Source organism: Actinospineispora acaciae DSM 45401, assembly GCF_000620785.1.
Classification (GTDB): domain Bacteria; phylum Actinomycetota; class Actinomycetes; order Mycobacteriales; family Pseudonocardiaceae; genus Pseudonocardia; species Pseudonocardia acaciae.
Window position 1 is genome coordinate 764,833 of sequence record NZ_JIAI01000002.1, and the last position, 22,040, is coordinate 786,872.

The 22,040-nt window shown below is 72.2% G+C and carries 23 protein-coding genes; 16 read left to right on the forward strand and 7 right to left on the reverse strand.

What is annotated here, in order from left to right; all coding sequences use genetic code 11:
• Positions 1–3 precede the first annotated feature (3 nt).
• The 3 genes from dapF to N912_RS51570 are packed head-to-tail and all read left to right on the forward strand — an operon-like array spanning position 4 to position 3,407.
• On the forward strand, positions 4–849 hold the full coding sequence (gene dapF / locus N912_RS0113210; protein WP_084210848.1) for a diaminopimelate epimerase: 846 nt from the start codon (positions 4–6) through the stop codon (positions 847–849).
• A 51-nt stretch (positions 850–900) separates the two neighbouring features.
• On the forward strand, positions 901–2,373 hold the full coding sequence (hflX, locus tag N912_RS51565) for a GTPase HflX (RefSeq protein WP_037064305.1): 1,473 nt from the start codon (positions 901–903) through the stop codon (positions 2,371–2,373).
• A 23-nt stretch (positions 2,374–2,396) separates the two neighbouring features.
• Positions 2,397–3,407, forward strand: coding sequence for an esterase-like activity of phytase family protein (locus N912_RS51570; RefSeq protein WP_037064307.1), 1,011 nt, complete (start codon positions 2,397–2,399; stop codon positions 3,405–3,407).
• Between the two features lie 79 nt (positions 3,408–3,486).
• On the opposite strand, the gene lexA is transcribed toward N912_RS51570, so the two are convergent.
• Complete coding sequence (gene lexA, locus N912_RS0113225) at positions 3,487–4,236, reverse strand: transcriptional repressor LexA (protein WP_028922811.1); 750 nt, start codon at positions 4,234–4,236, stop codon at positions 3,487–3,489.
• A gap of 245 nt (positions 4,237–4,481) precedes the next feature.
• On the opposite strand from lexA, the gene N912_RS0113230 reads away from it, so the two are divergent.
• The 5 genes from N912_RS0113230 to N912_RS0113250 all read left to right on the forward strand — a co-directional run bounded on the left by N912_RS0113230 (position 4,482) and on the right by N912_RS0113250 (position 10,793).
• Positions 4,482–5,054 carry a LysM peptidoglycan-binding domain-containing protein gene (locus N912_RS0113230; protein ID WP_156993508.1) on the forward strand — a complete coding sequence of 191 codons (573 nt, stop codon included), beginning with the start codon at positions 4,482–4,484 and terminating at the stop codon, positions 5,052–5,054.
• A 130-nt stretch (positions 5,055–5,184) separates the two neighbouring features.
• Positions 5,185–5,637 carry a transcriptional regulator NrdR gene (nrdR, locus tag N912_RS0113235; protein ID WP_028922813.1) on the forward strand — a complete coding sequence of 151 codons (453 nt, stop codon included), beginning with the start codon at positions 5,185–5,187 and terminating at the stop codon, positions 5,635–5,637.
• 89 nt (positions 5,638–5,726) lie between these two features.
• A complete protein-coding gene (locus tag N912_RS0113240; RefSeq protein ID WP_028922814.1) occupies positions 5,727–9,665 on the forward strand; it encodes a vitamin B12-dependent ribonucleotide reductase in 3,939 nt (1,312 codons plus the stop codon).
• A 72-nt stretch (positions 9,666–9,737) separates the two neighbouring features.
• Complete coding sequence (locus tag N912_RS63470; RefSeq protein WP_156993511.1) at positions 9,738–9,977, forward strand: hypothetical protein; 240 nt, start codon at positions 9,738–9,740, stop codon at positions 9,975–9,977.
• Positions 9,978–10,037: 60 nt separating this feature from the next.
• The gene (locus N912_RS0113250) at positions 10,038–10,793 is read left to right on the forward strand and encodes a ferritin-like domain-containing protein (protein WP_051580123.1); all 756 of its coding nucleotides are present in this window, start codon (positions 10,038–10,040) and stop codon (positions 10,791–10,793) included.
• Between the two features lies 1 nt (position 10,794).
• Here N912_RS0113250 and N912_RS0113255 read toward each other — a convergent pair whose 3' ends face one another.
• Positions 10,795–11,763 carry a PAC2 family protein gene (locus N912_RS0113255; RefSeq protein WP_156993514.1) on the reverse strand — a complete coding sequence of 323 codons (969 nt, stop codon included), beginning with the start codon at positions 11,761–11,763 and terminating at the stop codon, positions 10,795–10,797.
• 112 nt (positions 11,764–11,875) lie between these two features.
• Between N912_RS0113255 and N912_RS51575 the strand changes: the two genes are divergently transcribed.
• The 3 genes from N912_RS51575 to N912_RS0113270 all read left to right on the forward strand — a co-directional run bounded on the left by N912_RS51575 (position 11,876) and on the right by N912_RS0113270 (position 15,317).
• The gene (locus N912_RS51575; protein WP_037064310.1) at positions 11,876–13,207 is read left to right on the forward strand and encodes an MFS transporter; all 1,332 of its coding nucleotides are present in this window, start codon (positions 11,876–11,878) and stop codon (positions 13,205–13,207) included.
• Between the two features lie 74 nt (positions 13,208–13,281).
• Entirely contained in the window at positions 13,282–14,256 is a 975-nt protein-coding gene (locus N912_RS0113265; RefSeq protein WP_028922817.1) for an ATP-binding protein, read from the forward strand.
• 101 nt (positions 14,257–14,357) lie between these two features.
• Positions 14,358–15,317 (forward strand): hypothetical protein, encoded by a 960-nt coding sequence (locus N912_RS0113270; protein WP_028922818.1) that lies wholly within the window; start codon positions 14,358–14,360, stop codon positions 15,315–15,317.
• Here the strand turns inward: N912_RS0113270 and N912_RS0113275 are convergent, their stop codons facing one another.
• Positions 15,318–15,782, reverse strand: a complete 465-nt coding sequence (locus N912_RS0113275) for a winged helix-turn-helix transcriptional regulator (RefSeq protein ID WP_028922819.1) — start codon at positions 15,780–15,782, stop codon at positions 15,318–15,320. It abuts the gene before it with no gap.
• Positions 15,783–15,922: 140 nt separating this feature from the next.
• Between N912_RS0113275 and N912_RS0113280 the strand changes: the two genes are divergently transcribed.
• Positions 15,923–17,269, forward strand: coding sequence for an SCP2 sterol-binding domain-containing protein (locus tag N912_RS0113280; RefSeq protein ID WP_028922820.1), 1,347 nt, complete (start codon positions 15,923–15,925; stop codon positions 17,267–17,269).
• A 54-nt stretch (positions 17,270–17,323) separates the two neighbouring features.
• Here the strand turns inward: N912_RS0113280 and N912_RS51580 are convergent, their stop codons facing one another.
• Complete coding sequence (locus tag N912_RS51580; protein ID WP_051580124.1) at positions 17,324–18,076, reverse strand: PadR family transcriptional regulator; 753 nt, start codon at positions 18,074–18,076, stop codon at positions 17,324–17,326.
• Between the two features lie 173 nt (positions 18,077–18,249).
• Here N912_RS51580 and N912_RS60270 point away from each other — a divergent pair, with 173 nt between their 5' ends.
• Both N912_RS60270 and N912_RS0113295 read left to right on the forward strand, forming a co-directional pair.
• Entirely contained in the window at positions 18,250–18,768 is a 519-nt protein-coding gene (locus N912_RS60270) for a COG4315 family predicted lipoprotein (protein WP_084210849.1), read from the forward strand.
• A 47-nt stretch (positions 18,769–18,815) separates the two neighbouring features.
• Positions 18,816–19,166 carry a YkvA family protein gene (locus N912_RS0113295; RefSeq protein WP_037064863.1) on the forward strand — a complete coding sequence of 117 codons (351 nt, stop codon included), beginning with the start codon at positions 18,816–18,818 and terminating at the stop codon, positions 19,164–19,166.
• On the opposite strand, the gene N912_RS0113300 is transcribed toward N912_RS0113295, so the two are convergent.
• Genes N912_RS0113300 through N912_RS0113310 form a run of 3 tightly spaced genes read right to left on the reverse strand, consistent with a single transcriptional unit; the run spans position 19,123 to position 20,755 of the window.
• Complete coding sequence (locus N912_RS0113300; RefSeq protein ID WP_028922822.1) at positions 19,123–19,971, reverse strand: helix-turn-helix domain-containing protein; 849 nt, start codon at positions 19,969–19,971, stop codon at positions 19,123–19,125. The two genes, N912_RS0113295 and N912_RS0113300, sit on opposite strands and share 44 nt — an antisense overlap.
• Positions 19,968–20,555 carry a DUF6879 family protein gene (locus N912_RS63475; RefSeq protein ID WP_051580126.1) on the reverse strand — a complete coding sequence of 196 codons (588 nt, stop codon included), beginning with the start codon at positions 20,553–20,555 and terminating at the stop codon, positions 19,968–19,970. Before N912_RS63475 ends, N912_RS0113300 begins: the two co-directional genes overlap by 4 nt.
• On the reverse strand, positions 20,555–20,755 hold the full coding sequence (locus N912_RS0113310; RefSeq protein WP_037064313.1) for a hypothetical protein: 201 nt from the start codon (positions 20,753–20,755) through the stop codon (positions 20,555–20,557). Before N912_RS0113310 ends, N912_RS63475 begins: the two co-directional genes overlap by 1 nt.
• A gap of 111 nt (positions 20,756–20,866) precedes the next feature.
• Between N912_RS0113310 and N912_RS0113315 the strand changes: the two genes are divergently transcribed.
• Positions 20,867–21,085, forward strand: a complete 219-nt coding sequence (locus N912_RS0113315) for a hypothetical protein (RefSeq protein ID WP_028922824.1) — start codon at positions 20,867–20,869, stop codon at positions 21,083–21,085.
• 9 nt (positions 21,086–21,094) lie between these two features.
• Positions 21,095–22,039, forward strand: coding sequence for an NADP-dependent oxidoreductase (locus tag N912_RS0113320; RefSeq protein WP_342670851.1), 945 nt, complete (start codon positions 21,095–21,097; stop codon positions 22,037–22,039).
• Position 22,040: the final 1 nt, after the last annotated feature.

Consider the following 22,040-nt stretch of genomic DNA (forward strand, 5'->3'; position numbering starts at 1 on the left):
TGCATGGCCGATCCGGAGGCGGGCATCGCGTTCCGCAAGGGGCACGGTACGGAGAACGACTTCGTGCTGCTGCCGGACCCGGACGGCGCGCTGGAGCTGACCCCGGCGCGGGTGCGGGCGCTGTGCGACCGGCGGCGCGGGCTGGGCGCGGACGGGGTACTGCGGGTGGTCCGGAGCGCCGCGCTGGGCGAGCGCGAGCCCACCGAGGCGGAGTGGTTCATGGACTACCGCAACGCCGACGGCTCGGTGGCCGAGATGTGCGGCAACGGGGTACGGGTGTTCGCCCGGTACCTGGCCGAGGCCGGCCTGGTCGACGGCGACGAGCTGGTGGTGGCCACCCGGGGCGGGCCGAAGCCGGTGCGGTTCCTCGGTGACTCCGGCGAGATCGCCGTGGCGATGGGTGCGGTGCGGCTCGGGGGTGCGAGCGCGGCGACGGTGGGCGGCCGGAAGTTCGACGGGCTGGTGGTGGACGTCGGCAACCCGCACCTGGCCTGTGTCACGGACGCGGCCCTGGACGAGCTGGACCTGACGGTCGCGCCCGGCTATGACGCCGAGGTGTTCCCGTCCGGGGTGAACGTCGAGTTCGTCACCCCGCTGGCCGGCGGCGAGGCGCGGATGCGGGTGTACGAGCGCGGGGTGGGGGAGACCCGTTCCTGTGGCACCGGCACGGTGGCCGCTGCCGCCGCCGCGCTGCGCCACGACGGGCGCTCCTCCGGGACGGTGACGGTGCACGTACCGGGCGGCCGGCTGCGGGTCGAGCTGGCCGACGGGACGGCGACCCTGACCGGCCCGGCGGTGCTGGTCGCGGCCGGCGAGATCGACCCGGACTGGTGGCGTTCGGCGCGCTGACCGCCTTCGGCGGCGGAAATTGGGTGCGGACCGTGGGACCATGGATGACATATGAACGAACCGTCTCCGTACATCGAACCCTCGACCGGTGACCTGGAGCTCGAGGAACGGACCTCGCTGCGCCGGGTGGCCGGGCTGTCCACCGAGCTCGCCGACGTCACCGAGGTCGAGTACCGCCGGCTGCGGCTGGAGCGGGTGGTCCTGGTCGGGGTGTGGACCGAAGGCACCGCCGAGGCCGCCGACGCCTCGCTCACCGAGCTGGCCCGGCTGGCCGAGACGGCCGGCTCGACGGTGCTGGACGGCCTGGTACAGCGCCGGCCCCGGCCCGACCCGGCCACCTTCGTCGGCTCCGGGAAGGTCGAGGAGCTGCGCAACGCGGTCCTGGCCACCGACGCCGACACCGTGATCTGCGACGGCGAGCTGTCCCCCGGCCAGCTGCGCCAGCTCGAGGACAGGCTCAAGGTCAAGGTGATCGACCGGACGGCGCTGATCCTGGACATCTTCGCCCAGCACGCCCGCTCCAGGGAGGGCAAGGCGCAGGTCGAGCTGGCCCAGCTGTCCTACCTGCTGCCCCGGCTGCGCGGCTGGGGCGAGGCGCTGTCCCGGCAGGTCGGCGGCCGCGCGGCCGGCGGCGTCGGGATCGGCGGCCGTGGCCCCGGCGAGACGAAGATCGAGCTGGACCGCCGCCGGATCCGCCGCCGGATGGCCAAGCTGCGCCGCGAGATCGCCGCGATGCGCACCGTGCGGGACACCAAGCGCGGCTCGCGGCGGCGCAACGAGGTGCCCGCGGTGGCCATCGCCGGCTACACCAACGCCGGCAAGTCGAGCCTGCTCAACGCGATCACCGGGGCCGGCGTCCTGGTGGAGGACGCGCTGTTCGCCACCCTGGACCCGACCACCCGCCGCGCCGAGACCGCCGACGGGCGGGCGTACACCCTGACCGACACCGTCGGGTTCGTCCGGCACCTGCCGCACCAGCTGGTCGAGGCGTTCCGGTCCACCCTGGAGGAGGTCGCCCAGGCCGACCTGCTGGTGCACGTGGTGGACGGCTCGGACCCGATGCCCGAGGAGCAGATCAAGGCGGTCCGCGAGGTGCTCGCCGAGATCGGTGAACAGCAGGGCGAGCGGATGCCGCCGGAGCTGCTGGTGGTCAACAAGATCGACGCGGTGACCGACCTGCCGCTGGCCCGGCTGCGCCACCTGCTGCCGGACGCGGTGTTCGTGTCCGCCGCCACCGGCACCGGGATCGACCGGCTGCGCGAGACGATCGACACCCGGCTGCCCAGGCCGGACCACCAGCTCGAGGTGCTGCTGCCCTACACCGAGGGCTCGCTCACTGCGCGGGTGCACGAGCACGGCCAGGTGCTGGCCGAGGAGCACCGCGCGGACGGCACCTGGCTGCGCGCCCGGGTCGGCGACGAGCTAGCGTCCGCGCTGCGCGAGTACCGGGTACCCACCGCCGTCGAGGAGCCCGCGGTCGAGGAGCCCGCCGTCGCCGAGCCGTCCCGGAGTGTCGCCCGCTGACCGGACGCCGCGCGGGGGCTGTCATGGTGCTCGCCGCGACCATCCTGCTGGCCGGCGTGGCATCGCCAGGGCTCGCGTCCGCGCAACCGCCCGGCCCGACCCCGCTGTGCACCGTCACCGACTCCCGGCTGGCCGAGCTGTCCGGCCTGGCCACCGACGGCGGCGACCGGCGCTGGGCGATCGTGGACAGCGGCCGGCGGGTGCAGGTCTTCGAGCTGGGCGCGGACTGCTCGGTCCGCAAGGTGCTGACCGCGCCGCCGGACCCGTACGACGTGGAGGACCTGGCCAGGGCGCCCGACGGCACGTTCTGGCTGGCCGACACCGGCGACAACCGGCGCGCCAGGGACACCGTCGCGTTCATCACGCTCACCCCGGCCGGGGCCGCCGCCGTGCACCGGATGCGCTACCCGGACGGGCCGCACGACGCCGAGGCGGTGCTGCTCGGCCGCGACGGCGTGCCACTGATCGTCACCAAGGAGCCGCTCGCCCCGGCCGGCGTCTACCGCCCCGAGCGGCCGATCACGCCCGCGTCGAAAGAGACCGAGCCGGTCCCGCTGCGTCGGGTGGGGGAGGTGTCGCTGCCGGCCTCGGACACGGTCGGTGGGCCGGTCGGCGCCATCGGCGGGCGCACCGTGACCGGCGGCGCCACCACCGCCGACGGCAGGGTCGCGGCGCTGCGCACGTACACCGACGCGTGGCTGTTCGCCGCCCCGGACGGCGACCTGGTGGCCGCCCTGCGCGGGGCGCCGGTGCGGGTCCCGCTGCCCGGCGAGCCGCAGGGCGAGGCGATCGCGTTCGACGGCCGGGGCGGGCTGCTCTCCGGCTCGGAGACCAGGCAGGGTGCGCGTGGCGTGCTGCGGGTCGTGCCCGGTGCGGCCGCGCTGGTCGCCCCGGCGAGCGAGCCGACCGAGAGCGGCGGCAACGCCGTCACCGCCCCCGCGACCGGCTCGCTGCTGTCCTGGTGGCCGGTTGCCGCCGTGCTCGCGCTAGCGCTCGCTGCCGCCGCCGTGCTCCGCCGCGCCCGCCGCCGCTAGGGGTGCCCGCACACCCGCTTTGTCACCGGCACATGCGCTGCAACACGTGTGCGGCGTACACGGTGGGTGTGCGAGCCCATCACAGCCGCCGCAGGACGGCGACCACGCGGCCGAGGATGGTGGCGTCGTCGGCGGGGATGGGGTCGTAGGCGGGGTTGCTAGGCATGAGCCAGACGTGGTTGTCGCGGCGTTTGAAGGTTTTGACCGTGGCTTCGCCGTCGATCATGGCGGCGACGATGTCGCCGTTCTCGGCGACCGACTGCTGGCGTACCACCACCCAGTCGCCGTCGGTGATGGCCGCGTCCACCATCGAGTCACCGGTGACGGTGAGCAGGAACAGGGTGCCCTCGCCGACGATCTCGCGGGGCAGCGGGAAGACGTCGGAGATGGCCTCCTCGGCGAGGATCGGGCCGCCGGCGGCGATCCGGCCGACCACCGGCACGAACGTGGGCGACGGCCGGTGCGCGCGCAGCTCCTCGGTGACCTCCGTCTCGTCCTCGTCCGCGGCGCCGACGGTGACCACGCCCTCGGCCTCCTCGGGGCCGCGCACGTCCACCGCCCGCGTCCGGTTCGGGTCGCGCCGGAGGAACCCCTTGCGCTCCAGCGCGCGCAGTTGGTGGTGCACCGACGAGGTGGAGGTGAGCCCCACCGCGTCGCCGATCTCCCGAACGCTCGGCGGGTAGCCGAAACGCTCCACCCAGTCCCGAATGACCTCGAGGACCTTGCGTTGCCTGGGGGTGAGCGCGGCGGACTCCGCGCCCGGTGGGTCGGGGAAGGTGTGAACCTCCGCCCCGGTGCCCCCGGATTCCCCTGTCGACCCGCGCGCCATCGTCGCCGATCCTCCTCGCTGTTCCCGTGCCGCCGACCAGTGCCTATGCCACGGCGCCGGCCAGGTTCGGCCCCGACGGCCGACTCCGTTCGGATGAACGGTAGACCCGCGGTCGGACAAGTCCAAACACATGTTCGAACGACACGCCCCCAATTTTCCAGTTTTGTCGGGCCGTGGTGGTACACCTAATCGCACACGCGTTCGATCGAACGTGTGTGCGACGGACGTGACGCTGAGGAGGCGTGATGGGCGCGAGCGCGGTGCGGACGGTGGCGGCCGGCGAACCGGTTGGGCCGTCGGGCTCGGAGCGGCGGAGGGACAGGGTCGAGGTGGGGGTCGGGTCGCCGGTGCGCCGGGCGCGGCGGGCCGCGGCGTACCGGGGTGGCACGGCGCCGGCGCCCACCGGCCCCGGGCGGGTGGCCAGGCCGCTGCCGGGCCGAGGTGAGAGCCTGGGGGTGCGCCGGCCGACCGCGGCGCGGCCGGTGGCGGTGCGTCCGGCCCCGGTGCGGGCGGCGGTCGCGGGGCGGGGCACTGCGGCCGGCGGGGTGCGCGCGGTCGCGGCGGTCGTGCTGGTGGCGGTCGCCGCCGCGGTCGTGGTGTTCGCGCTCGGCCTGCTCGGCGAGGGTGTGCGGACCGCGCGGGTGCCGTCCACGGTGGGCACGGTCCAGGTGCGCGGCGACGAGTCGCTGTGGCAGGTGGCTCGCCGTGCTGCCCCGTCCGCCGATCCGGGCGCGGTCGCGGCGCGCATCGTCGAATTGAATGACCTCGGCTCACCGACCGTACAGGCCGGCCAGGTGCTGCTCAGCCCCATCGGGTGAGATTTTGTATATCTCCGGCATCTTGGGCTGACCGGCTTTGCGAACCCCTACATGTTGTGGTTACACTGCTGTAGTTCGGTCATCGTGCTATGTGGCTGAACAGGGATGTTGTGGGGGAGGATGTCCAGCGGTGCGTTGCCCGTTCTGCCAGCATGCGGACTCCCGGGTCATTGACTCCCGGGATGTCGACGAGGGGAAGGCCACTCGCCGCCGCCGAGCCTGCCCGGAGTGTGGGCGCAGGTTCACCACGGTGGAGGAGGCGGTGCTGGCCGTCGTCAAGCGCAGCGGCGTGACGGAGCCGTTCCTGCGTGACAAGGTGGTCAACGGGGTACGACGGGCCTGCCAGGGCAGGCCGGTCAGCGAGGACGCATTACAACACCTGGCCCATCGGGTCGAGGAGAGCATTCGGTCCAGCGGGGCCGCCGAGGTGCCCAGCCACGAGGTGGGGCTGGCGATCTTGGGTCCGCTGCGTGAGCTCGACGAGGTCGCCTACCTCCGCTTTGCCAGCGTGTATCGCTCGTTCTCCAGCATCGAGGACTTCGAGAAGGAGATCGCCGACCTGCGCGAGGCCAGTCCCGGATAACCGGTGGCCCCGGCCGCCGACCCCAGCCGGCGACCAGAGCTCACCACATGCACTCCGCCAGACCTGAAAGCCAGAGAGGGACGACACGCATGACCGACGCAGTGGGAGATCGGACCCGCCGGGGTGGCAAGGCCACCCGGGCCAGCGGCGCGAAGGGCCGAGGGGGCGCCAGCAGGACGGGCCCCGGTGGTACGGCGCTGCGGATCGAGCGGGTGCACACCACGCCGGGCGTGCATCCCTACGACGAGGTCAGCTGGGAGCGCCGGGACGTCGTGATGACGAACTGGCGGGACGGCTCGATCAACTTCGAGCAGCGCGGCGTGGAGTTCCCCGAGTCCTGGTCGATGAACGCCACCAACATCGTGACCAGCAAGTACTTCCGGGGCGCCGTGGGTACCCCGCAGCGGGAGAACAGCCTGCGCCAGCTCATCGACCGGGTGGTCTCCAGCTATGTCTCCGCCGGGATCCAGCACGGCTACTTCGCCACCGAGGCCGACGCCGAGGTCTTCGACCACGAGCTCACCTGGATGCTGCTGCACCAGGTGTTCAGCTTCAACTCCCCGGTCTGGTTCAACGTCGGCACCAGCTCGCCGCAGCAGGTCAGCGCGTGCCTGACGTACGACTCGCTGGTCAGCACCCCGGCCGGGCTGGTGCCGATCGGCGAGCTGGTGCAGCGCGACGCGGTCGGCACCAAGGTGTTCGACGCGCACGGCATCACCTCGATCCTGGCCACCAAGGCCAACGGGGTGCGCGAGGTGATCCGGCTGCACACCGCGGCCGGCCACCGCCTCGACGTCACGCCCGACCACCTGGTCTGGAAGTCCGAGCTGGACGGCGCCGGCCGCTGGGTGGAGGCCGGCGAGCTGGTCGCCGGTGACCACCTCGACTGGCACCGCACGCACTCCTACGGCGAGTCCGGCATCGAGGTGGCCCAGCTCGCGGAGGCGTCCCTGGCCGGCTGGCTGCAGGCGCACGGCGCGGTCTCCCGAGAGGACGGCGACGATGGAGAGACCCGTATCGACGCCGTCACCGTCACCCCGAGCGAGCTGAGCTGGGTCACCGCCATGCTCGCCGCCGTGTTCCCCGACGTGCCGCGGGAGGAGCACGCGGTCAGGACGACGCCGGACATGTCGCTGGACTGCCGGGGGACCAGGCTGCGGGGCGCGGCGCTGGACGGCTTCGCGCGGCGCTGGGGGCTGCTCGCGCACGGCACCGACATGACGGTCCCGGCGCACCTGTTCACCGCGCCGCTGCCGGTGGTCGCCTGCTACCTGCGCAGCCTGTTCCAGGCCGAGGGATACGTGTCCCGCCGCGACGGCTCGACGGTGGTCAGCATGGACCTGGCCAGCGAGCGGCTGGTCCGGGGCGTGCGCTCGCTGCTCGGCCGGTTCGGCGTGCTGGCCACCGTGGCCCGCGAGGCCGGCCACCGCTCCGGGCGGGAGGGCCTGTGGGGCGTCCAGATCGCCGACGCCGGCGACCGGCGGACCTTCGCCGACGAGATCGGGTTCATCGACCCGGTCAAGGAGGCCGAGCTGGAGGCGTCCTTCGAGCTGTCGGGGAAGGCGGCCCGGGACGTCCGGCGGGTGGAGATCGCGGCCATCGAGCGCCTCGGCGACCGTGAGGTCTACGACATCCAGACCGAGTCCGGCGAGTTCGTCACCGACGGCCTGCGGGTGCACAACTGCTTCATCCTCTCCGTGGACGACACCATGGAGTCGATCCTGAACTGGTACCGGGAAGAGGGCCTGATCTTCAAGGGCGGCTCCGGCGCCGGGCTGAACCTGTCCCGGATCCGTTCGTCCAAGGAGCTGCTCTCCTCCGGCGGCACCGCCTCCGGGCCGGTGTCGTTCATGCGCGGCGCGGACGCCAGCGCGGGCACCATCAAGTCCGGCGGCGCCACCCGGCGGGCGGCCAAGATGGTCGTGCTGGACGTGGACCACCCGGACATCGGCGAGTTCGTGCAGACCAAGATGCGCGAGGAGGAGAAGATCCGGGTCCTGCGCGACGCCGGCTTCGACATGGACCTCGGCGGCTCGGACATCGCCTCGGTGCAGTACCAGAACGCGAACAACTCGGTGCGGGTGTCCGACGAGTTCATGCGCTCGGTGGAGGACGACACCGAGTTCGGGCTGCGCGCCAGGCTGACCGGCGACGTGATCGACAGGGTCCGCGCGCGCGGGCTGTTCCGCGACATCGCCGAGGCGGCCTGGGCCTGCGCCGACCCCGGGCTGCAGTACGACGACACCATCAACGACTGGCACACCTGCCCGGAGTCCGGCCGTATCACCGCGTCCAACCCGTGCAGCGAGTACCTGCACCTGGACAACTCCAGCTGCAACCTCGCCTCGCTGAACCTGCTCAAGTTCCTCGGCGAGGACGGCGAGTTCGACGCGGACCGGTTCGCCAGGTCCGTCGAGCTGGTGATCACCGCGATGGACATCTCGATCTGCTTCGCGGACTTCCCGACCGAGGCGATCGGCGACACCACCCGCAGGTTCCGCCAGCTCGGCATCGGCTACGCCAACCTGGGCGCGCTGCTGATGGCCACCGGGCGGGCGTACGACTCCGAGGGCGGGCGCGCGCTGGCCGCCGCGATCTCCTCGCTGATGACCGGCACCGCGTACCGGCGCTCGGCCGAGCTGGCCGGCGTGGTCGGCCCGTACGACGGCTACGCCCGCAACGCCGACGCGCACCAGCGGGTGATGCGCAAGCACGCCGCGGCCAACGACGCCGTCCGCACCCTGCACCCGATGGACACCGCCGTGCACAAGCTGGCCACCAAGGCCTGGCAGCAGTGCCTCAAGGTCGGCGAGAAGAACGGCTGGCGCAACGCCCAGGCCAGCGTGATCGCCCCCACCGGGACCATCGGCCTGATGATGGACTGCGACACCACCGGCGTCGAGCCGGACCTCGCGCTGGTCAAGTTCAAGAAGCTGGTCGGCGGCGGGTCCATGCAGATCGTCAACCAGACCGTGCCGCGCGCGCTGACCGCGCTGGGCTACCAGCCCGAGCAGGTCGAGGCGATCGTCGAGTACGTCGGCGAGCACGGGCACGTGGTGGACGCGCCGACCCTGCGGCCCGAGCACTACGAGGTGTTCGACTGCGCGATGGGCGAGCGGTCCATCCCGGCCATGGGCCACGTGCGGATGATGGCCGCCGTGCAGCCGTTCATCAGCGGCGCGATCTCCAAGACGGTGAACATGCCGGAGTCGGCCACCGTGGAGGACGTCGAGGAGATCTACCTGCAGGGTTGGCGGCTCGGGCTCAAGGCCCTGGCCATCTACCGGGACAACTGCAAGGTCGGCCAGCCGCTGTCGGTGGCCAAGTCGAAGTCGGCCGAGAAGCCCGCCGAGGACGAGCCGGCGGTGGTCGTGGAGAACCGCCCGGTCCGGCGCCGGCTGCCCAAGAAGCGCCCCAGCCAGACCGTGTCGTTCACCGTCGGCGGCGCCGAGGGCTACCTGCACGCCGGCTCCTACCCGGATGACGGGCTGGGCGAGATCTTCATCAAGCTGGGCAAGCAGGGCTCCACGCTGGCCGGCGTGATGGACGCGTTCTCCATGTCCATCTCGGTGGGCCTGCAGTACGGCATCCCGCTGGAGTTCTACGTCTCGAAGTTCTCCAACCAGCGCTTCGAGCCGGCCGGCATGACCGACGACCCGGACATCCGGATCGCCACCAGCGTGCTGGACTACCTGTTCCGCCGCCTGGCGCTGGACTACCTGCCCTACGAGAAGCGCGCCCAGCTCGGCATCTTCTCCGCCGACGAGCGCACCGCGCAGGTGGCCGACAGCTACGGCGACGGGGACGTCGACCTGGAGGACCTGCGCAGCACCGTGGACGCCAGCCCCGCCTCGGCGTCCGAGTCCGACAAGGCACCCGCCGACGTGGGCAGCTCGACCGAGCTGATCGAACTGCAACAGGGCAAGCACGCCGACGCCCCGCTGTGCCTGACCTGCGGCACCAAGATGCGCCCGGCCGGCTCCTGCTACGTGTGTGAGGGCTGCGGCTCCACCTCGGGATGCAGCTGACGCGGTAGCCGACAGGCTCGTCCGCTCCCCGCGCTGGCGGCCACCCCCCGAAGAACCGGGCGGTGGCCGTCAGTGTGCGGTGTCAGGGGCCTGGCCAGGGTCAACCCCGATGCCACCGCCGCCCGCGAGGCGTTTACTGGAGGCATGCTGAAGGTAATCGGGATCGCGGCCCTGGTGATCATCGCTGTCGCGGTGCTCGGCTGGGTGGCGAAGGCGGTGCTCTGGATCGCGCTGATCGCCGCGCTGGTCGTGATCGGCGGCGCCGCCTACAAGGTGATCGCGAACAAGCGCAAGCGGGACGCGATCCGCTAGCTAGCGCGCCCAGGTCTCGTGCGTGGCCCAACCGGCGGCCTCCCGGCCCGGTCGTCCGTCATGAACCCGGAGGGTTCCGGGGAGCGGACGCGGGAGGCGATCGAGGCGTTGGGACGGTTCACCTGGTGGCTGCGAGACTTCGAGGTGCAGGCCGAGCGGCGGCACACATGCGGTGAGCCGGACTGGGGGCGGGGTGCGCGGCTCCACCGGGCGGTCATCCGGAGCATCCAGCGCTTCCAGGTGGGCGAGTCGGGCGACGGCGCGAACCTCATCGCCAAGGCGGACGCCGACCAGCACGCGGACTACGCGGCGGCGGTGCGGCTGTTCGTGGCCGAGGAGCGCGAGCACGCGCGGATGCTGGGGCGGCTGCTGGCGGCGGCGGGCACCCCGACGATCACCGCTCACTGGAGCGACGTGGTGTTCGTCCGGCTGCGGCGTGCGCTCGGGCTCCGGCTGGAGCTGATGGTGCTCATGGTGGCCGAGGTCATCGCGCTGCGTTACTACCGCGCGCTGCGGGACGGCCCGGAGGACGCGCTCACCACCGAGGTGGCCGGGCGGATCCTGGCCGACGAGGCTCGGCACGTGTCGTTCCACACCGTGCGGCTCGCGGCCTGGCTCGCGGACCTGCCCCGTGTTGCCCGGCCTGTGGTGGCCTGGTCGTGGTGGCTGCTCCTGCTCGGCGCGGCGGTCACGGTCGCGGTCGACCACGGCCCCGCGTTGCGCCGGCTCGGGGTGGCCAGGCGGACGTTCGTGAGCGAGGTGGCCGCCGAGTTCCGGTCCGTGGTCGCCAGGGTCAGGATCCTCTCCAGGCGCTGACCTACTCCGTGGGGCCGTTCTCGAACTCGGCGAGGAACCGTTCGACCTCGGCGCCCAGTTCTTCGGCGGTGGGCAGCGGCTCGTTCTTGGCCAGCAGCGACGGCCGGGCGTCGGCCTCCGCCGCCGAGTCGTAGCGCCGCTCCAGCGCCCGGACCACCCGGCTGGCCTGCTCCGAGCTGGCCACCTTCCGCTCGATGTCGGCGCCGATCTCCTCGGCCGCCTCGGTCAGCGCGTCGGTGGGCAGCAGCAGCCCGGTGCTCACGCTCACGTGGTCGAGCAGGGTGCGGGCGGCGTGCGGGTACTCGGTCTCGGCCAGGTAGTGCGGCACGTGCACGGCCAGGCCCATCGCGTCGTGCCCGGACTGGCCCAGCCGCAGCTCCAGCAGCGCGCCCGCGCTGCCGGGCAGCTCGGCGGTGGTGGCCCACTGCTCGCTGTGGTTGATCAGCTCGGGACGGGTGGCGTGCGCGGTCACCCCGGCCGGGCGGGTGTGTGGCACCGCCATCGGGATGGCGTTGAGCCCGACCGCGATGTCCACCCCGAACCGCTCGATCAGCTCGGTGACCGCCGCCGCGAACCGCTCCCACTGCACGTCCGGCTCCGGGCCGGTGAGCAGCAGGAACGGCGTGCCGGCCAGGTCGCGCAGGGCGTAGAGCGCCAGGATCGGCTCGTCGTAGTCGGCCCAGTGGTCACGGTCGAACGTCATGGTGGGCCGCCGCGAGCGGTAGTCCAGCAGCTGGTCGACGTCGAAGGTGGCGATCACCGTGCCCGGCAGCGCCGTCAGCAGGTGGTCCATGGCCAGCCGACCGGCATGCCCGGCATCGATGTAGCCGCCGAAGTGGTGCAGCATCACCCTCGGCTCCGGGGTGCCCGCCATGGGCACCGCGTCCGCCGAAGGGGCCAACGCCGCGTCGGCGTCTTCCTCGACCTGGTACAGCTCGGTGGGATCCAGCACAGTGGACCTCCTCCTCATGGTGCTTCACTCCGGCCGCGACCGGCCTCTCGAGAAGTGTCAACGCCGGGGAGCGTCAGATCCATCCCATTCCCGTGCCAGAAGGCCGTCGGCTCGGTCACGATGGAAGCAAATGGATACGCGGCTCTCGAACGTGAACAAACGTGGTCTCTACGTAGTCTGGTCGGTCGGAGTCTTCGCCTATCTGGTGGCGGTGCTGCAGCGTTCGTCGTTCGGGGTAGCCGGGTTGGATGCTACCGCGCGCTTCCACGCCGCACCCGCCGTGCTGTCCGCGTTCGTGGTGCTGCAGTTGGTGGTGTACGCCTGCCTGCAGGTTCCGGTGGGGCTGCTGCTGGACCACTTCGGCGCGCGGCAGCTCATCGTCGTGGGTGGCCTGACCATGATCGCCGGTCAGCTGGTGCTGGCGTTCTCCACCGCGCTGCCGGCCGCGTTCGCGGCGCGCGCCCTGGTCGGCGCCGGCGACGCGCTCACCTTCATCAGCGTGCTGCGGGTGGTCAACGCGTGGTTCCCGGCCCGGCGCTCGCCGCTGATGACCCAGCTCACCGCGCTGCTCGGGCAGTTCGGCCAGGTGCTCAGCGCGATCCCGCTGGTCGCGCTGCTGCACGGGCCGGGCTGGAGCGCGGCGTTCGCCTCGGCGGCGGGGTTGGGCGTGCTGGCGGTGGTGCTGGTGCTCGCGGTGGTTCGGGACCGCCCGCCGGGGACCGGGTCGGTGGCCAGGCCGGCGCCGTCGCTGGCGCTGGTGGGCAGGGGTCTGCGGGCGGCCTGGGGAGCCCCGGGCACCCGGCTGGGCTTCTGGTCGCACATGGGCACGCAGTTCTCCGGCACGGTGTTCGCGCTGCTGTGGGGGATGCCGTTCCTGGTGGCCGGCCAGGGGTTGACGCCGGTGCAGGCCAGCGCGCTGCTGACCGTGTTCGTGCTGGCCGGGGTGCTGGTGGCGCCGGTCATCGGCGAGCTCACCGCGCGGCACCCGATGCGCCGGTCCTGGCTGGTGCTCACCGTGATCGGGGTGACCGCCACCGCGTGGACGGCGGTGCTGGCGATGCCGCAGCCGGTGCCGCGCTGGCTGCTGGTCGCGCTGGTGCTGGTGCTCGCGGTGGGCGGCCCGGGCTCGATCGTGGGGTTCGACTACGCGCGCCAGTTCAACCCGGGCGGGCGGCAGGGGACCGCGGTGGGGATCGTGAACGTCGGCGGGTTCAGCGCCTCGGTGGTCGTGGTGCTGGCGATCGGGGTGCTGCTCGGCGCGGTCGGCGGGCCGGACGGCTACACCCCGGAGGCGTTCCGGGTGGCCTGGTGCGCCCAGTACGTGGTGTGGCTGGTTGCGGTGGTCGGGGTGCTGCGGTGCCGGCGGCTGACCCGGCGCCAGCTCGCGGCCGAGGGAGTTGTTGTGCCGCCACTGTTTGCCCGGCGGCGCGCGCGACCCGCTCGTCCGGCGAAGGTGAGCTGATCACCCGTTCGTGACAATGACTATCATCTTCGCGGAAGTCGGTCGGGTCGGGTGCGGAGAAGGGTAGATGCAGCGTGCGCGTCGCATTCGTGGGCAAGGGTGGCAGCGGCAAGACGACGCTCGCGGCGCTGTTCACCCGGTATCTGGCCGAGCTCGGACGGCCGGTGCTGGCCGTGGACGCGGACATCAACCAGCACCTCGGGCAGGCGCTCGGGCTGGACGAGGACGCGACGCCCCGGCCGCTCGGCGCGGACCTGGGCTGGCTGAAGGACCACCTGCGCGGCGGCAACCCCCGGCTGCCCTCGGCCGACGTCGTGATCAAGACGACGCCGCCCGGCCGGGGCTCGCGGCTGGTCCGGCTGTCCGAGGACGACGAGGTGCTGCGCCGCCATGCGGTGCGTTGCGCGGGCGGGGCGCGGCTGATGGTCACCGGAGAGTTCGACACCGAGGACATCGGGGTGTCCTGCTACCACTCCAAGACCGGCGCGGTGGAGCTGTACCTGAACCACCTGATGGACGGCCCCGGCGAGTACGTGGTGGTGGACATGACCGCCGGTGCGGACGCGTTCGCGTCCGGGCTGTTCACCCGCTTCGACCTGACGGTGCTGGTCAGCGAGCCGACCCAGCGCGGCATCGGCGTCTACCGGCAGTACCTGGCGAACTCGGCAGGGCACCGGTTGGCGCTGCGGGTGGTCGGGAACAAGGTGGCCGACCGGGCGGACGCGGACTACCTGCGCGAGCAGCTCGGGTCCGCGCTGCTGGCCAGCGTCGGGCACTCGGCGTGGGTGCGGGCCGCCGAGCGCGGCGCGCCGGAGCCGCTGGCGTCGCTGGAGCCGGCCAACCGGGCGGCGCTGGACGCGGTGCTCGCCGAGCTGGACGCCACCGAGCGGGACTGGGCGGCCTACCACCGGGGGACCGTGGAGTTCCACCTGCGCAACGCGCGGGCGTGGGCGAACCGCGCGTTCGGCCGCGACCTGGCCGACCAGGTCGACCCCGACTTCGTGCCCGGCCCGGTGGCTGCCGCCTCGGTGGCTGCCGGCACGGCCTGAGCGTCCCTCGGCGGCGTGCCAGCGCTTGACAGCACACGACCCGGCGGGTGGGATCATCGCACCTCTAACCCCCGGCGAGTGAACAGGTCGAGGAGCGTTGCATGGGACGGAAGCGCGCGCTGCGTCGCTCGATCCGCTCGCTTGCCCCGCTCGCGTTGGCCGCCGGCCTGCCGCCGGTCGTTCCGCTCGCGCTCGACGAGCCCGCCGCCGTCTTCGACGAGTGGGGCGGGCCGGTCACCTGGGACGTGCTGGTCGGCACCACCTCGGTGTGGCTGATGGTGGGCCTGGCCGCGCTCACGCTGCGGCTGTACGCCTGCCGGTTCTCCCCGACGGCGCAGCGTGCGGTCGCGCTGTTCAGCTGGGCCAGCGCCGGCGCCTGGCTGATCCACCTGGCCGGGCTGGTCGCTCGCGGGCTGGAGCGTCCGGGACCGCTGCCGTGGTGGGCGGGCCCGTGGGCGACCGTCGCGGGCGCGCTGCTGGCCGGGGCGACCGGCTGGCTCGTGGTCGGGCGAGGTCCGGCCGTGCCGATCACCGACGCCCCGCCCACCCCGGGCGCGCTGCGCATCGACCCGAGCGCCGAGGAGCGGGCGGTGTGGGCGCGCTCGTTGTTCTCCCCGCTCGCGCTGGCCGGGGCCGCGGTGTTGACGGTCGCCGGCGCGGTCGGGGTGGCGGCCGACGGGCTCGGGCTGGTCGACGTGTTCGTCGCCGGCCTGGCGGTCAGCACCGGCATCGGCTCGTGGGCGCGGATCCGGGTGGACAGGTCGGGGATCGTGATCACCCAGCCGGTGCTCGGCCGGGCCCTGGTCTCGGTGGACCGCGCGCGGATCGTGCACGCCTGGGCCGAGGACCGGGGCGCGGCCGGCCTGCCGCTGACGGCCTACGGCGTGTTCGAGTCCGGCCGCCGGTTCGGCTACCGGACCCGCTCGCGCGGCCCGGTGCTGTGCGCGGAGGTCTCCGACGGGCGGCGGCTGGTGGTCACGGTGAACTGCCCGTACCTGCCGGCGGCGCTGGTCAACACCGAGCTGGACCGGTGGCGCATCCCGGGGCAGCGGACGGGCTGATCAGGCGTTGTCCGGTGGGCGCGCGCCGGGGCCGGGCACCAGCTCCACCCCCTGGCGCACTGCCTGGCCGCAGTGCCCGCAGGTCAGCCCGACCACGAGGTCGCCGTCGCAACCGGAGTGCCTGGCCAGCCTTGGCGGTCCGTCCGGGCCGGCCAGGTGGGCGTCGCCCCACTGCATCAGCGACAGCACCGGCAGCGACAGCCCCCGGCCCCTGGCCGTCAGCCGGTACTCGAAGCGGTCGGGCCGGCGCTGGTAGCGCACCCGCTCCAGCACCCCGGCGTCGACCAGCCGCGCGAGCCGGTCGGTGAGCACGTTGCGGGCCAGGCCGAGGCTTTCCGAGAACTCCTCGAAGCGGCGCAGCCCGAGCAGCGCGTCCCGCACGATGAGCAGCGTCCAGCGCTCGCCGACGACCTCCAACGCCCGCGCCAGCGAGCACACCTGGCTGTCGTAGGTCCGTCCGAGCACGCGGTGCCTCCCGGGGGTCGTCGCGGCCACACTACGGTGGCTCAAGCAATGTTAGCAGTGAGAGTTGCTTCACGGGACTGACCTGCTCTAGATTGCGTTTCATCACGCTACTGACGCGCTCGACGGGAAGGCGCCGGACCATGGCCAAGATCGACTCACATCCCAACGTGATCGAGGTGCGCCGGCGTGCCGAGCAGGGCCGGGCCGAGGCGCCGCCGGCGGTGCTCGACGCGGAGTGGCTGCGCCGGCTGTGTATGGCGGCCGGGGCCGAGGACGTGGGCTTCGTCGACTTCGAACGGCCCGAGCTGGCCGACGAGCGGGTCCAGATCGAGCGGGCCTTCCTCGGGGCGAAGGCGGCGATCAGCTTCGTCTGCCGGATGAACCGGGAGAACGTGCGCAGCCCGGCGCGCTCGGCCAGCAACCTGGAGTTCCACCTCACCAACCACGACACCAACGAGGTCGGCCGGCGCATCGTCACCGAGCTGGAGTCGATCGGGGTGCGCGCGTTCAACGGCAACGTGGGCTTCCCGATGGAGGCGGACAGGTTCCCCAGCGAGCGGATCTGGGTGGTCGCGCACAAGCCGATCGCGGTGGAGGCCGGGCTCGGGCACATGGGCATCCACCGCAACGTCATCCACCCCAAGTTTGGCAACTTCATCCTGCTCGGCACGGTGGTGGTGGACACCGAGATCAGTGCCTATGACCGTCCGATCGACTACAACCCGTGCCTGGAGTGCAAGCTCTGCGTGGCCGCCTGCCCGACGGGGGCGATCAACCCGGACGGCCGGTTCGACTTCTCCGCCTGCATCACGCACAACTACCGGGAGTTCCTGGGCGGCTTCGAGAACTGGGTGGAGACGGTCGTCGAGTCGAAGGACGCGAAGGACTACCGGCAGCGGATGTCCGAGCCGGAGAACGCGTCGCTGTGGCAGAGCCTCGGGTTCGGGCCGAACTACAAGGCGGCCTACTGCGTCTCGGTCTGTCCGGCCGGCGAGGACGTCCTCGGCCCGTACCTGGACAGCCGCAAGACGCACCTGGCGAACGTGGTCAAACCGCTGCAGAACAAGGTGGAGACCGTCTACGTGGTGGCCAACTCCGACGCCGAGGCGCACGTGGCCAAGCGTTTCCCGCACAAGCGCATCAAGCGGGTGGGCAACGGGCTGCGGGCGCGCACCGTGGACGCCTTCGTGGTCGGCCTGCCGCTGATCTTCCAGCGCGAGGTGTCGCGCGGCCTGGACGCCACGTACCACTTCACCTTCACCGGCGCCGAACAACGCAAGCTTACGATCGTGATCCGCGACGGCGAGCTGACGATCGCCGAAGGTCACGAGGGCGAGCCTGACCTGCGGGTACGGGCGGACGCCGCCACGTGGTTCGGCTTCGTGGCCAAGGAGCGCTCGCTGGTCTGGGCGCTGCTCACCCGGCGGATCCGGCTCAGCGGGCCGCCTCGGCTGCTGGTGGCCTTCGGGCGCTGTTTCCCGAACTGAAAGCCGTGAGTGGCTAGGGGTGCCATAGCGCCCCTAGCCACTCACGGGTTGGGCTCAGTCCTCGGCGAGGAGGCGGTAGATCGTCTTGCGGGCTTCGGCGAGCGCGGCGGACGCGGTGGCCCGCTGCTCGTCGGTGCCGGCGGACATGATCTGCGCGACGGCGGCATGGAGCTGGCCGTACTGCGTGCGCAGGTTGGCCACCGACTCGCTGACCTCGTCGCCCGCCACGTTCCACACCTTGTCCAGCTCGGCGCGGTGCTCCTCGACGTAGCGGGTGCCCTCCTCGGTCAGGGCCACCGTGCGGCGGCCCTCGGACTCCTCGGTGCGCACCAGCCCCTCGTCCTCGAGTTGCTGCAGGGTCGGGTAGACCGAGCCCGGGCTGGGCCGCCAGGCGCCGCTGGTGCGCTCGGCGACCTCCTGGATGATCTCGTAGCCGTGCCGGGGCTGCTCGGCGAGCAGCGCGAGCACGGCCAGCCGGATGTCACCCCTGGACCGGCGGCCACGACGGCCGCCGCGCGGGCCACCGCCGAACCCGCCGAAGCCCGGTCCGCCGAACGGCGGGACGACCGGGCCGAAACCGGGTCCGAACCCCGGGCCGCCACCGGGCGGGCCGAACCCTGGGCCGCCGTGCGGGCCACCGTGGTGGCCGCCGTGCGGGCCGCGGAACCGGCCGCGCCGGCGGCCGCGGGGCTCGTCGTCGTACTCCTCGTCATCGCCCGGACCCCGCTGGGCGAAGGCGGCGAAGCGGCCGCCGTGCCGGAGGGCGCCGCGAAGCGCCGACCAACGGGGGTCCCAGGCTGCGTTCATGCTACTCATGGTGATACCTCCTGGATAGTTCAAGTCATGTCACGACTGTCGCCGTTGCATCAACGATATGTCGTTACGCATCGCTTGGCAAGTGACTCCGCTCACTGAGTGTGAACCGGGCTCGGGAGGCGGCCGTGTGTTCCGGGAAGCTCCCCGAACCGCGCAGGAGAGAGATGCCCCGGCTCACAGCACTGCTTGTGCTCGCGGCGCTGGCGCTGGCCGCGCTCGGCGCCTACGACGTCATGCGTGGCGACCCCGACCTCGCCACCGCCGCCGAGCCACCGCCCGCCCCGGCCGCGCCGCCCGCCCCCGCGCTCGACCTGGCGACCGCGCACACCCCCGTCGGCACCGTCGTGACCAGCGGCGGAAAGACGCTGTACCGGTTCGACAAGGACACCGCCAAGCCGTCCAAGTCCGCCTGTACGGGGCAGTGCGCGACCAACTGGCCGCCGCTGCTGGAGGACGGCAAGCCGAAGCTGACCGGGGTGGAGCCGGGGTTGGTGGGCATCGCCGTGCGCCCGGACGGCTCCCGGCAGGTCACGCTGGGTGGTTGGCCGCTGTACCGGTACTCAGGGGACAAGGCGCCCGCCGAGGTCCGGGGCGAGGGCATGGCGGGCGGCGCCTGGCACGCGGTCGGCGTGAACGGCAAGCCCGCCGCCGCGACCAAACCCAAGCCGCGCGGCGGGTCCTGACGCGGAACCGTGGGCGGTGGCGGCGCGTTGTGGAGGACGTGTCGGGGATGGTGAACGTTCGGCGGATCGGTGCGTTTCGTGCGCTCTGGGGCGCGCTGGTGCGGAGTCGTCGGCCCGGTGCGCCCGGGTTGGGCGAGCGGGCTCGGGCGCTGCCTCGGATGGTCGGGGGCGCGGTGAGCGGGCGTTATCCGGGGCTGAGCCGGGGGCGGTTGGTGCTGATCGTGCTCGGGCTGGCGTATCTGGTGTCGCCGGTGGACCTGGTGCCGGAGGCGGTGCTCAGCGTGTTCGGGCTGGGCGACGATGCGGTGGTCGGGTTGTGGCTGGCCGGGTGGTTCCTCGCGGAGACCGACCGGTTCATCGGCTGGGAGGTGTCAGCTCCAGCGCGAGCGCCGCAATGAAGTCGAACGCCTCCTGGCCGTGCAGCGCGACGTCCCAGAAGGCGTTGAAGGTCCGTTCGTAGGGCACGATGTCGTCGCGGTCTCTGATCGCGAGTTCCGCGCCGATGGTCTCCACCAGGACGAGCGTGTCGTCGAAGATGGCGAAGCCATGGTCGGCGGCGATGGGTAGCCGGGTGGAGAACGGAATGACAGCCAACTCGACGTTCTCCAGTCCGGAGAGCACCAGCAGCCGGTCCAACTGTGCGCGGAGCACGGCAGGTGGGCACAACCTGGCGCGCAGCGCCCCCTCGGTCATCAGGAACTGGAACTTGTGTTCCGGGTCGTAGAGGACCTCCTGACGCCGCATCCGGCTTCGAACCGCCTCCTCGACGTCCTTCGGCTCCCCGTCGAACTTGGAGACGCCGCTGAACATGTGTCGGGCGTAGTCGGTGGTCTGCAGGAGCCCGGGCACGATCGCGGTGGTCATGCTGCGCAGGTGGGTCGTCGCGTGGGAGAGGACCACGTGCGCGCGCTGTACCGGCGCGAAGCCGGTTCTGAGCTGGCGGCGCCAGGTGGCGTACTCCACGCGCAGACTACGGAGGTCCGCGACCAGTTCGTCGCGAACCTCCGCTGTCGTGTCGACCGCCTCGGCCCAAGCGCGGACGTCCTGGGCCGAGGCGGTTTGGCGGCCGTTCTCCAGCCGCGACACCTTGGACGCCGGCCAGCCCAGCCGCTCGGCCAGCTCCTTGCCGGAAAGCTCGGCGTCCTCGCGGAGCCGGCGCAACCGGTTGCCGAAACCGGCCCTTCCGTCGTGCTCGTCTGTCACTGTCCTCCAGTGGTCACCTCCGGACGCAGCCGGATTGGCGGTTCTGCCCTGGTCGGGTCTTCTGCAACGTAGTCCTTCCACGGCGTGGCATGCGTTAACGCCAGGTCGATCCACGCCTCGTGCCAGGCGATCATCTCTGGGTCGGTGATCAGCTGGGTCTCCAACAGTCGGTCGTCAGCGGTGTGCGGCATGAGCAGCAGCCGGGACGAGTCGAACACCCAGAAGTCGTGGTCCGGCAGGTCCAGCTCGTTGGCCCTACCTCGTGCCAGGTAGCGGATGTCCTCGCCGTTGCGCGCGTTCTGGGCGTTGCCCCAGATCATGAACCTGTTGTACGGCGTGAGCGGCTCGTTCATCACCCGTACCCGTTCGAAGCGTGCCCCGGCAGCGGTCTTGGCCTGTACGTTCTGGTCCCACTCGGTGAACCGGGCCGGGCGATCGGGAGGCTGCTGCCCGGACAGGAATGCCTCCCGATCCGGTGTTTCTTCCTCGACGTCGTATCGACTGCGGTTCTCAAGCCTGCGCGCCGAGTGTTCGACGGTGAAGAAGAGCCGGAAGAACTCCGCGTCGGTGAGCTTGACGGCCATCAGTCCTGCGTCCCGGGTAGGAAGCGAAACAAGGCCATCGGCACCTCGACCGCGTCTTCGGTGCAGGGGATCTTCATGGCGGCCAGCGCCGCCGGATCGGTCACCTTCCAGCCTTGGACCACGCAGGTGCCTCGGTCGGTGGCGTAGAGCGTGGGGCTCTTGCCGTCGTTGGACTCGGAGCCCAGCAGGGTCAGTTTCATGGCCTCTCCCTTGCTCGTCGGTGTGGCCATCGTCACGCCAACGCGCCACAAAGTCAAGCAATTGTGTGCAATTGCAAATCCTTGAGGCGCGACCTGTGGCAGGGTTCCCGCATGAGCGAAATCGCGCTGGTGCTGTCCGTCTTGGGATGCGTGGGTTGGCTGACGTTCCTGACCAGGGACCACCGGCGGCATGTGCGGCAGTGCGTGGACGGCGAACCCGTGTACCGCAAGCTGCCGGACGGGCGGGTGCGGTTCTCCTGGATGGTTGCCGAGCGGCTGGAGGAGTGCGAGCGGCGTGCCGGTGCGGACGGTTCGACATCCATCCGATAGACAAGCTTCATGGAGTTCATGCGTGCGGTCGTGCTGGACCGCTACGGCGACGCCGACGTGCTCTCGGTCGGGCGGCGTCAGGTCCCGGAGCCGTTGCCGACCGAGGTCCGGGTCAGGGTGGTCGCGGCCGGGGTGAACCCGGTGGACTGGAAGACCCGCAACGGCGACGGCATGGCCTCCGTGCTCGGTGACCCGCCGCAGGTGCTCGGCTGGGACGTCTCCGGCGTGGTGGACGCCGTCGCCCCCGGCGTGACCCGGTTCGCGGTCGGTGACCCGGTGTTCGGCATGCCGTGGTTCCCCCGGGCCGCCGGGGCCTACGCCGAGTACGTCACCGCGCCCTCGCGGCACTTCGCCGCCCGCCCCGACGAGCTCGACGAGGTGGCCGCCGCCGCGCTGCCCCTGGCCGGGCTGACCGCCTGGCAGGCCCTGGTGGACACCGCGCGGGTCCGAGCCGGCCAGCGGGTCCTCGTGCACGCCGCCGCCGGCGGGGTAGGCCACCTGGCCGTGCAGATCGCCAAGAACCTGGGCGCATACGTGATCGGCACCGCCACCACCGCACGGCACCGCCGCCTCGGCGAGCTGGGCCTGGACGAGGCGATCAACTACCAGGGAACCGCGTTCGAGCAGGTCGTCGAGCCGGTGGACGTGGTGCTCGACCTGGCCGGCGGCGAGGTCGCCACCCGCTCGCTCGACGCCCTACGCCCGAACGGCCTGCTGGTCAGCGTGGCCCGCCCCGCGGACGACACGTTCGCGCGCGCCGCCGACCGAGGCCTGCGCACCGCCCGCGTCCTGGTCGAGCCGGACGGCCACGGCCTCGAGAAGCTCGCCGAGCTGGTCCAGGCCAAACGCCTGCGCCCGCTCGTGGACCGCACCTTCCCACTCGACCAGGCCGCCGAAGCGCACCGGCTCAGCGAAACCGGCCACACCTTCGGCAAGATCGTCCTGACGGTCTGAG

Bases quoted from the DNA above. Each gene is read 5' to 3' on its own strand.
- dapF (WP_084210848.1), top strand. From the start codon at position 4: ATGGCCGATCCGGAGGCGGGCATCGCGTTCCGCAAGGGGCACGGTACG.
- hflX (WP_037064305.1), top strand. From the start codon at position 901: ATGAACGAACCGTCTCCGTACATCGAACCCTCGACCGGTGACCTGGAG.
- N912_RS51570 (WP_037064307.1), top strand. From the start codon at position 2,397: ATGGTGCTCGCCGCGACCATCCTGCTGGCCGGCGTGGCATCGCCAGGG.
- lexA (WP_028922811.1), bottom strand. From the start codon at position 4,236: ATGGCGCGCGGGTCGACAGGGGAATCCGGGGGCACCGGGGCGGAGGTT.
- N912_RS0113230 (WP_156993508.1), top strand. From the start codon at position 4,482: ATGGGCGCGAGCGCGGTGCGGACGGTGGCGGCCGGCGAACCGGTTGGG.
- N912_RS0113240 (WP_028922814.1), top strand. From the start codon at position 5,727: ATGACCGACGCAGTGGGAGATCGGACCCGCCGGGGTGGCAAGGCCACC.
- N912_RS0113250 (WP_051580123.1), top strand. From the start codon at position 10,038: ATGAACCCGGAGGGTTCCGGGGAGCGGACGCGGGAGGCGATCGAGGCG.
- N912_RS0113255 (WP_156993514.1), bottom strand. From the start codon at position 11,763: ATGAGGAGGAGGTCCACTGTGCTGGATCCCACCGAGCTGTACCAGGTC.
- N912_RS51575 (WP_037064310.1), top strand. From the start codon at position 11,876: ATGGATACGCGGCTCTCGAACGTGAACAAACGTGGTCTCTACGTAGTC.
- N912_RS0113270 (WP_028922818.1), top strand. From the start codon at position 14,358: ATGGGACGGAAGCGCGCGCTGCGTCGCTCGATCCGCTCGCTTGCCCCG.
- N912_RS0113280 (WP_028922820.1), top strand. From the start codon at position 15,923: ATGGCCAAGATCGACTCACATCCCAACGTGATCGAGGTGCGCCGGCGT.
- N912_RS51580 (WP_051580124.1), bottom strand. From the start codon at position 18,076: ATGAACGCAGCCTGGGACCCCCGTTGGTCGGCGCTTCGCGGCGCCCTC.
- N912_RS60270 (WP_084210849.1), top strand. From the start codon at position 18,250: ATGCCCCGGCTCACAGCACTGCTTGTGCTCGCGGCGCTGGCGCTGGCC.
- N912_RS0113295 (WP_037064863.1), top strand. From the start codon at position 18,816: ATGGTGAACGTTCGGCGGATCGGTGCGTTTCGTGCGCTCTGGGGCGCG.
- N912_RS63475 (WP_051580126.1), bottom strand. From the start codon at position 20,555: ATGGCCGTCAAGCTCACCGACGCGGAGTTCTTCCGGCTCTTCTTCACC.
- N912_RS0113310 (WP_037064313.1), bottom strand. From the start codon at position 20,755: ATGAAACTGACCCTGCTGGGCTCCGAGTCCAACGACGGCAAGAGCCCC.
- N912_RS0113315 (WP_028922824.1), top strand. From the start codon at position 20,867: ATGAGCGAAATCGCGCTGGTGCTGTCCGTCTTGGGATGCGTGGGTTGG.
- N912_RS0113320 (WP_342670851.1), top strand. From the start codon at position 21,095: ATGGAGTTCATGCGTGCGGTCGTGCTGGACCGCTACGGCGACGCCGAC.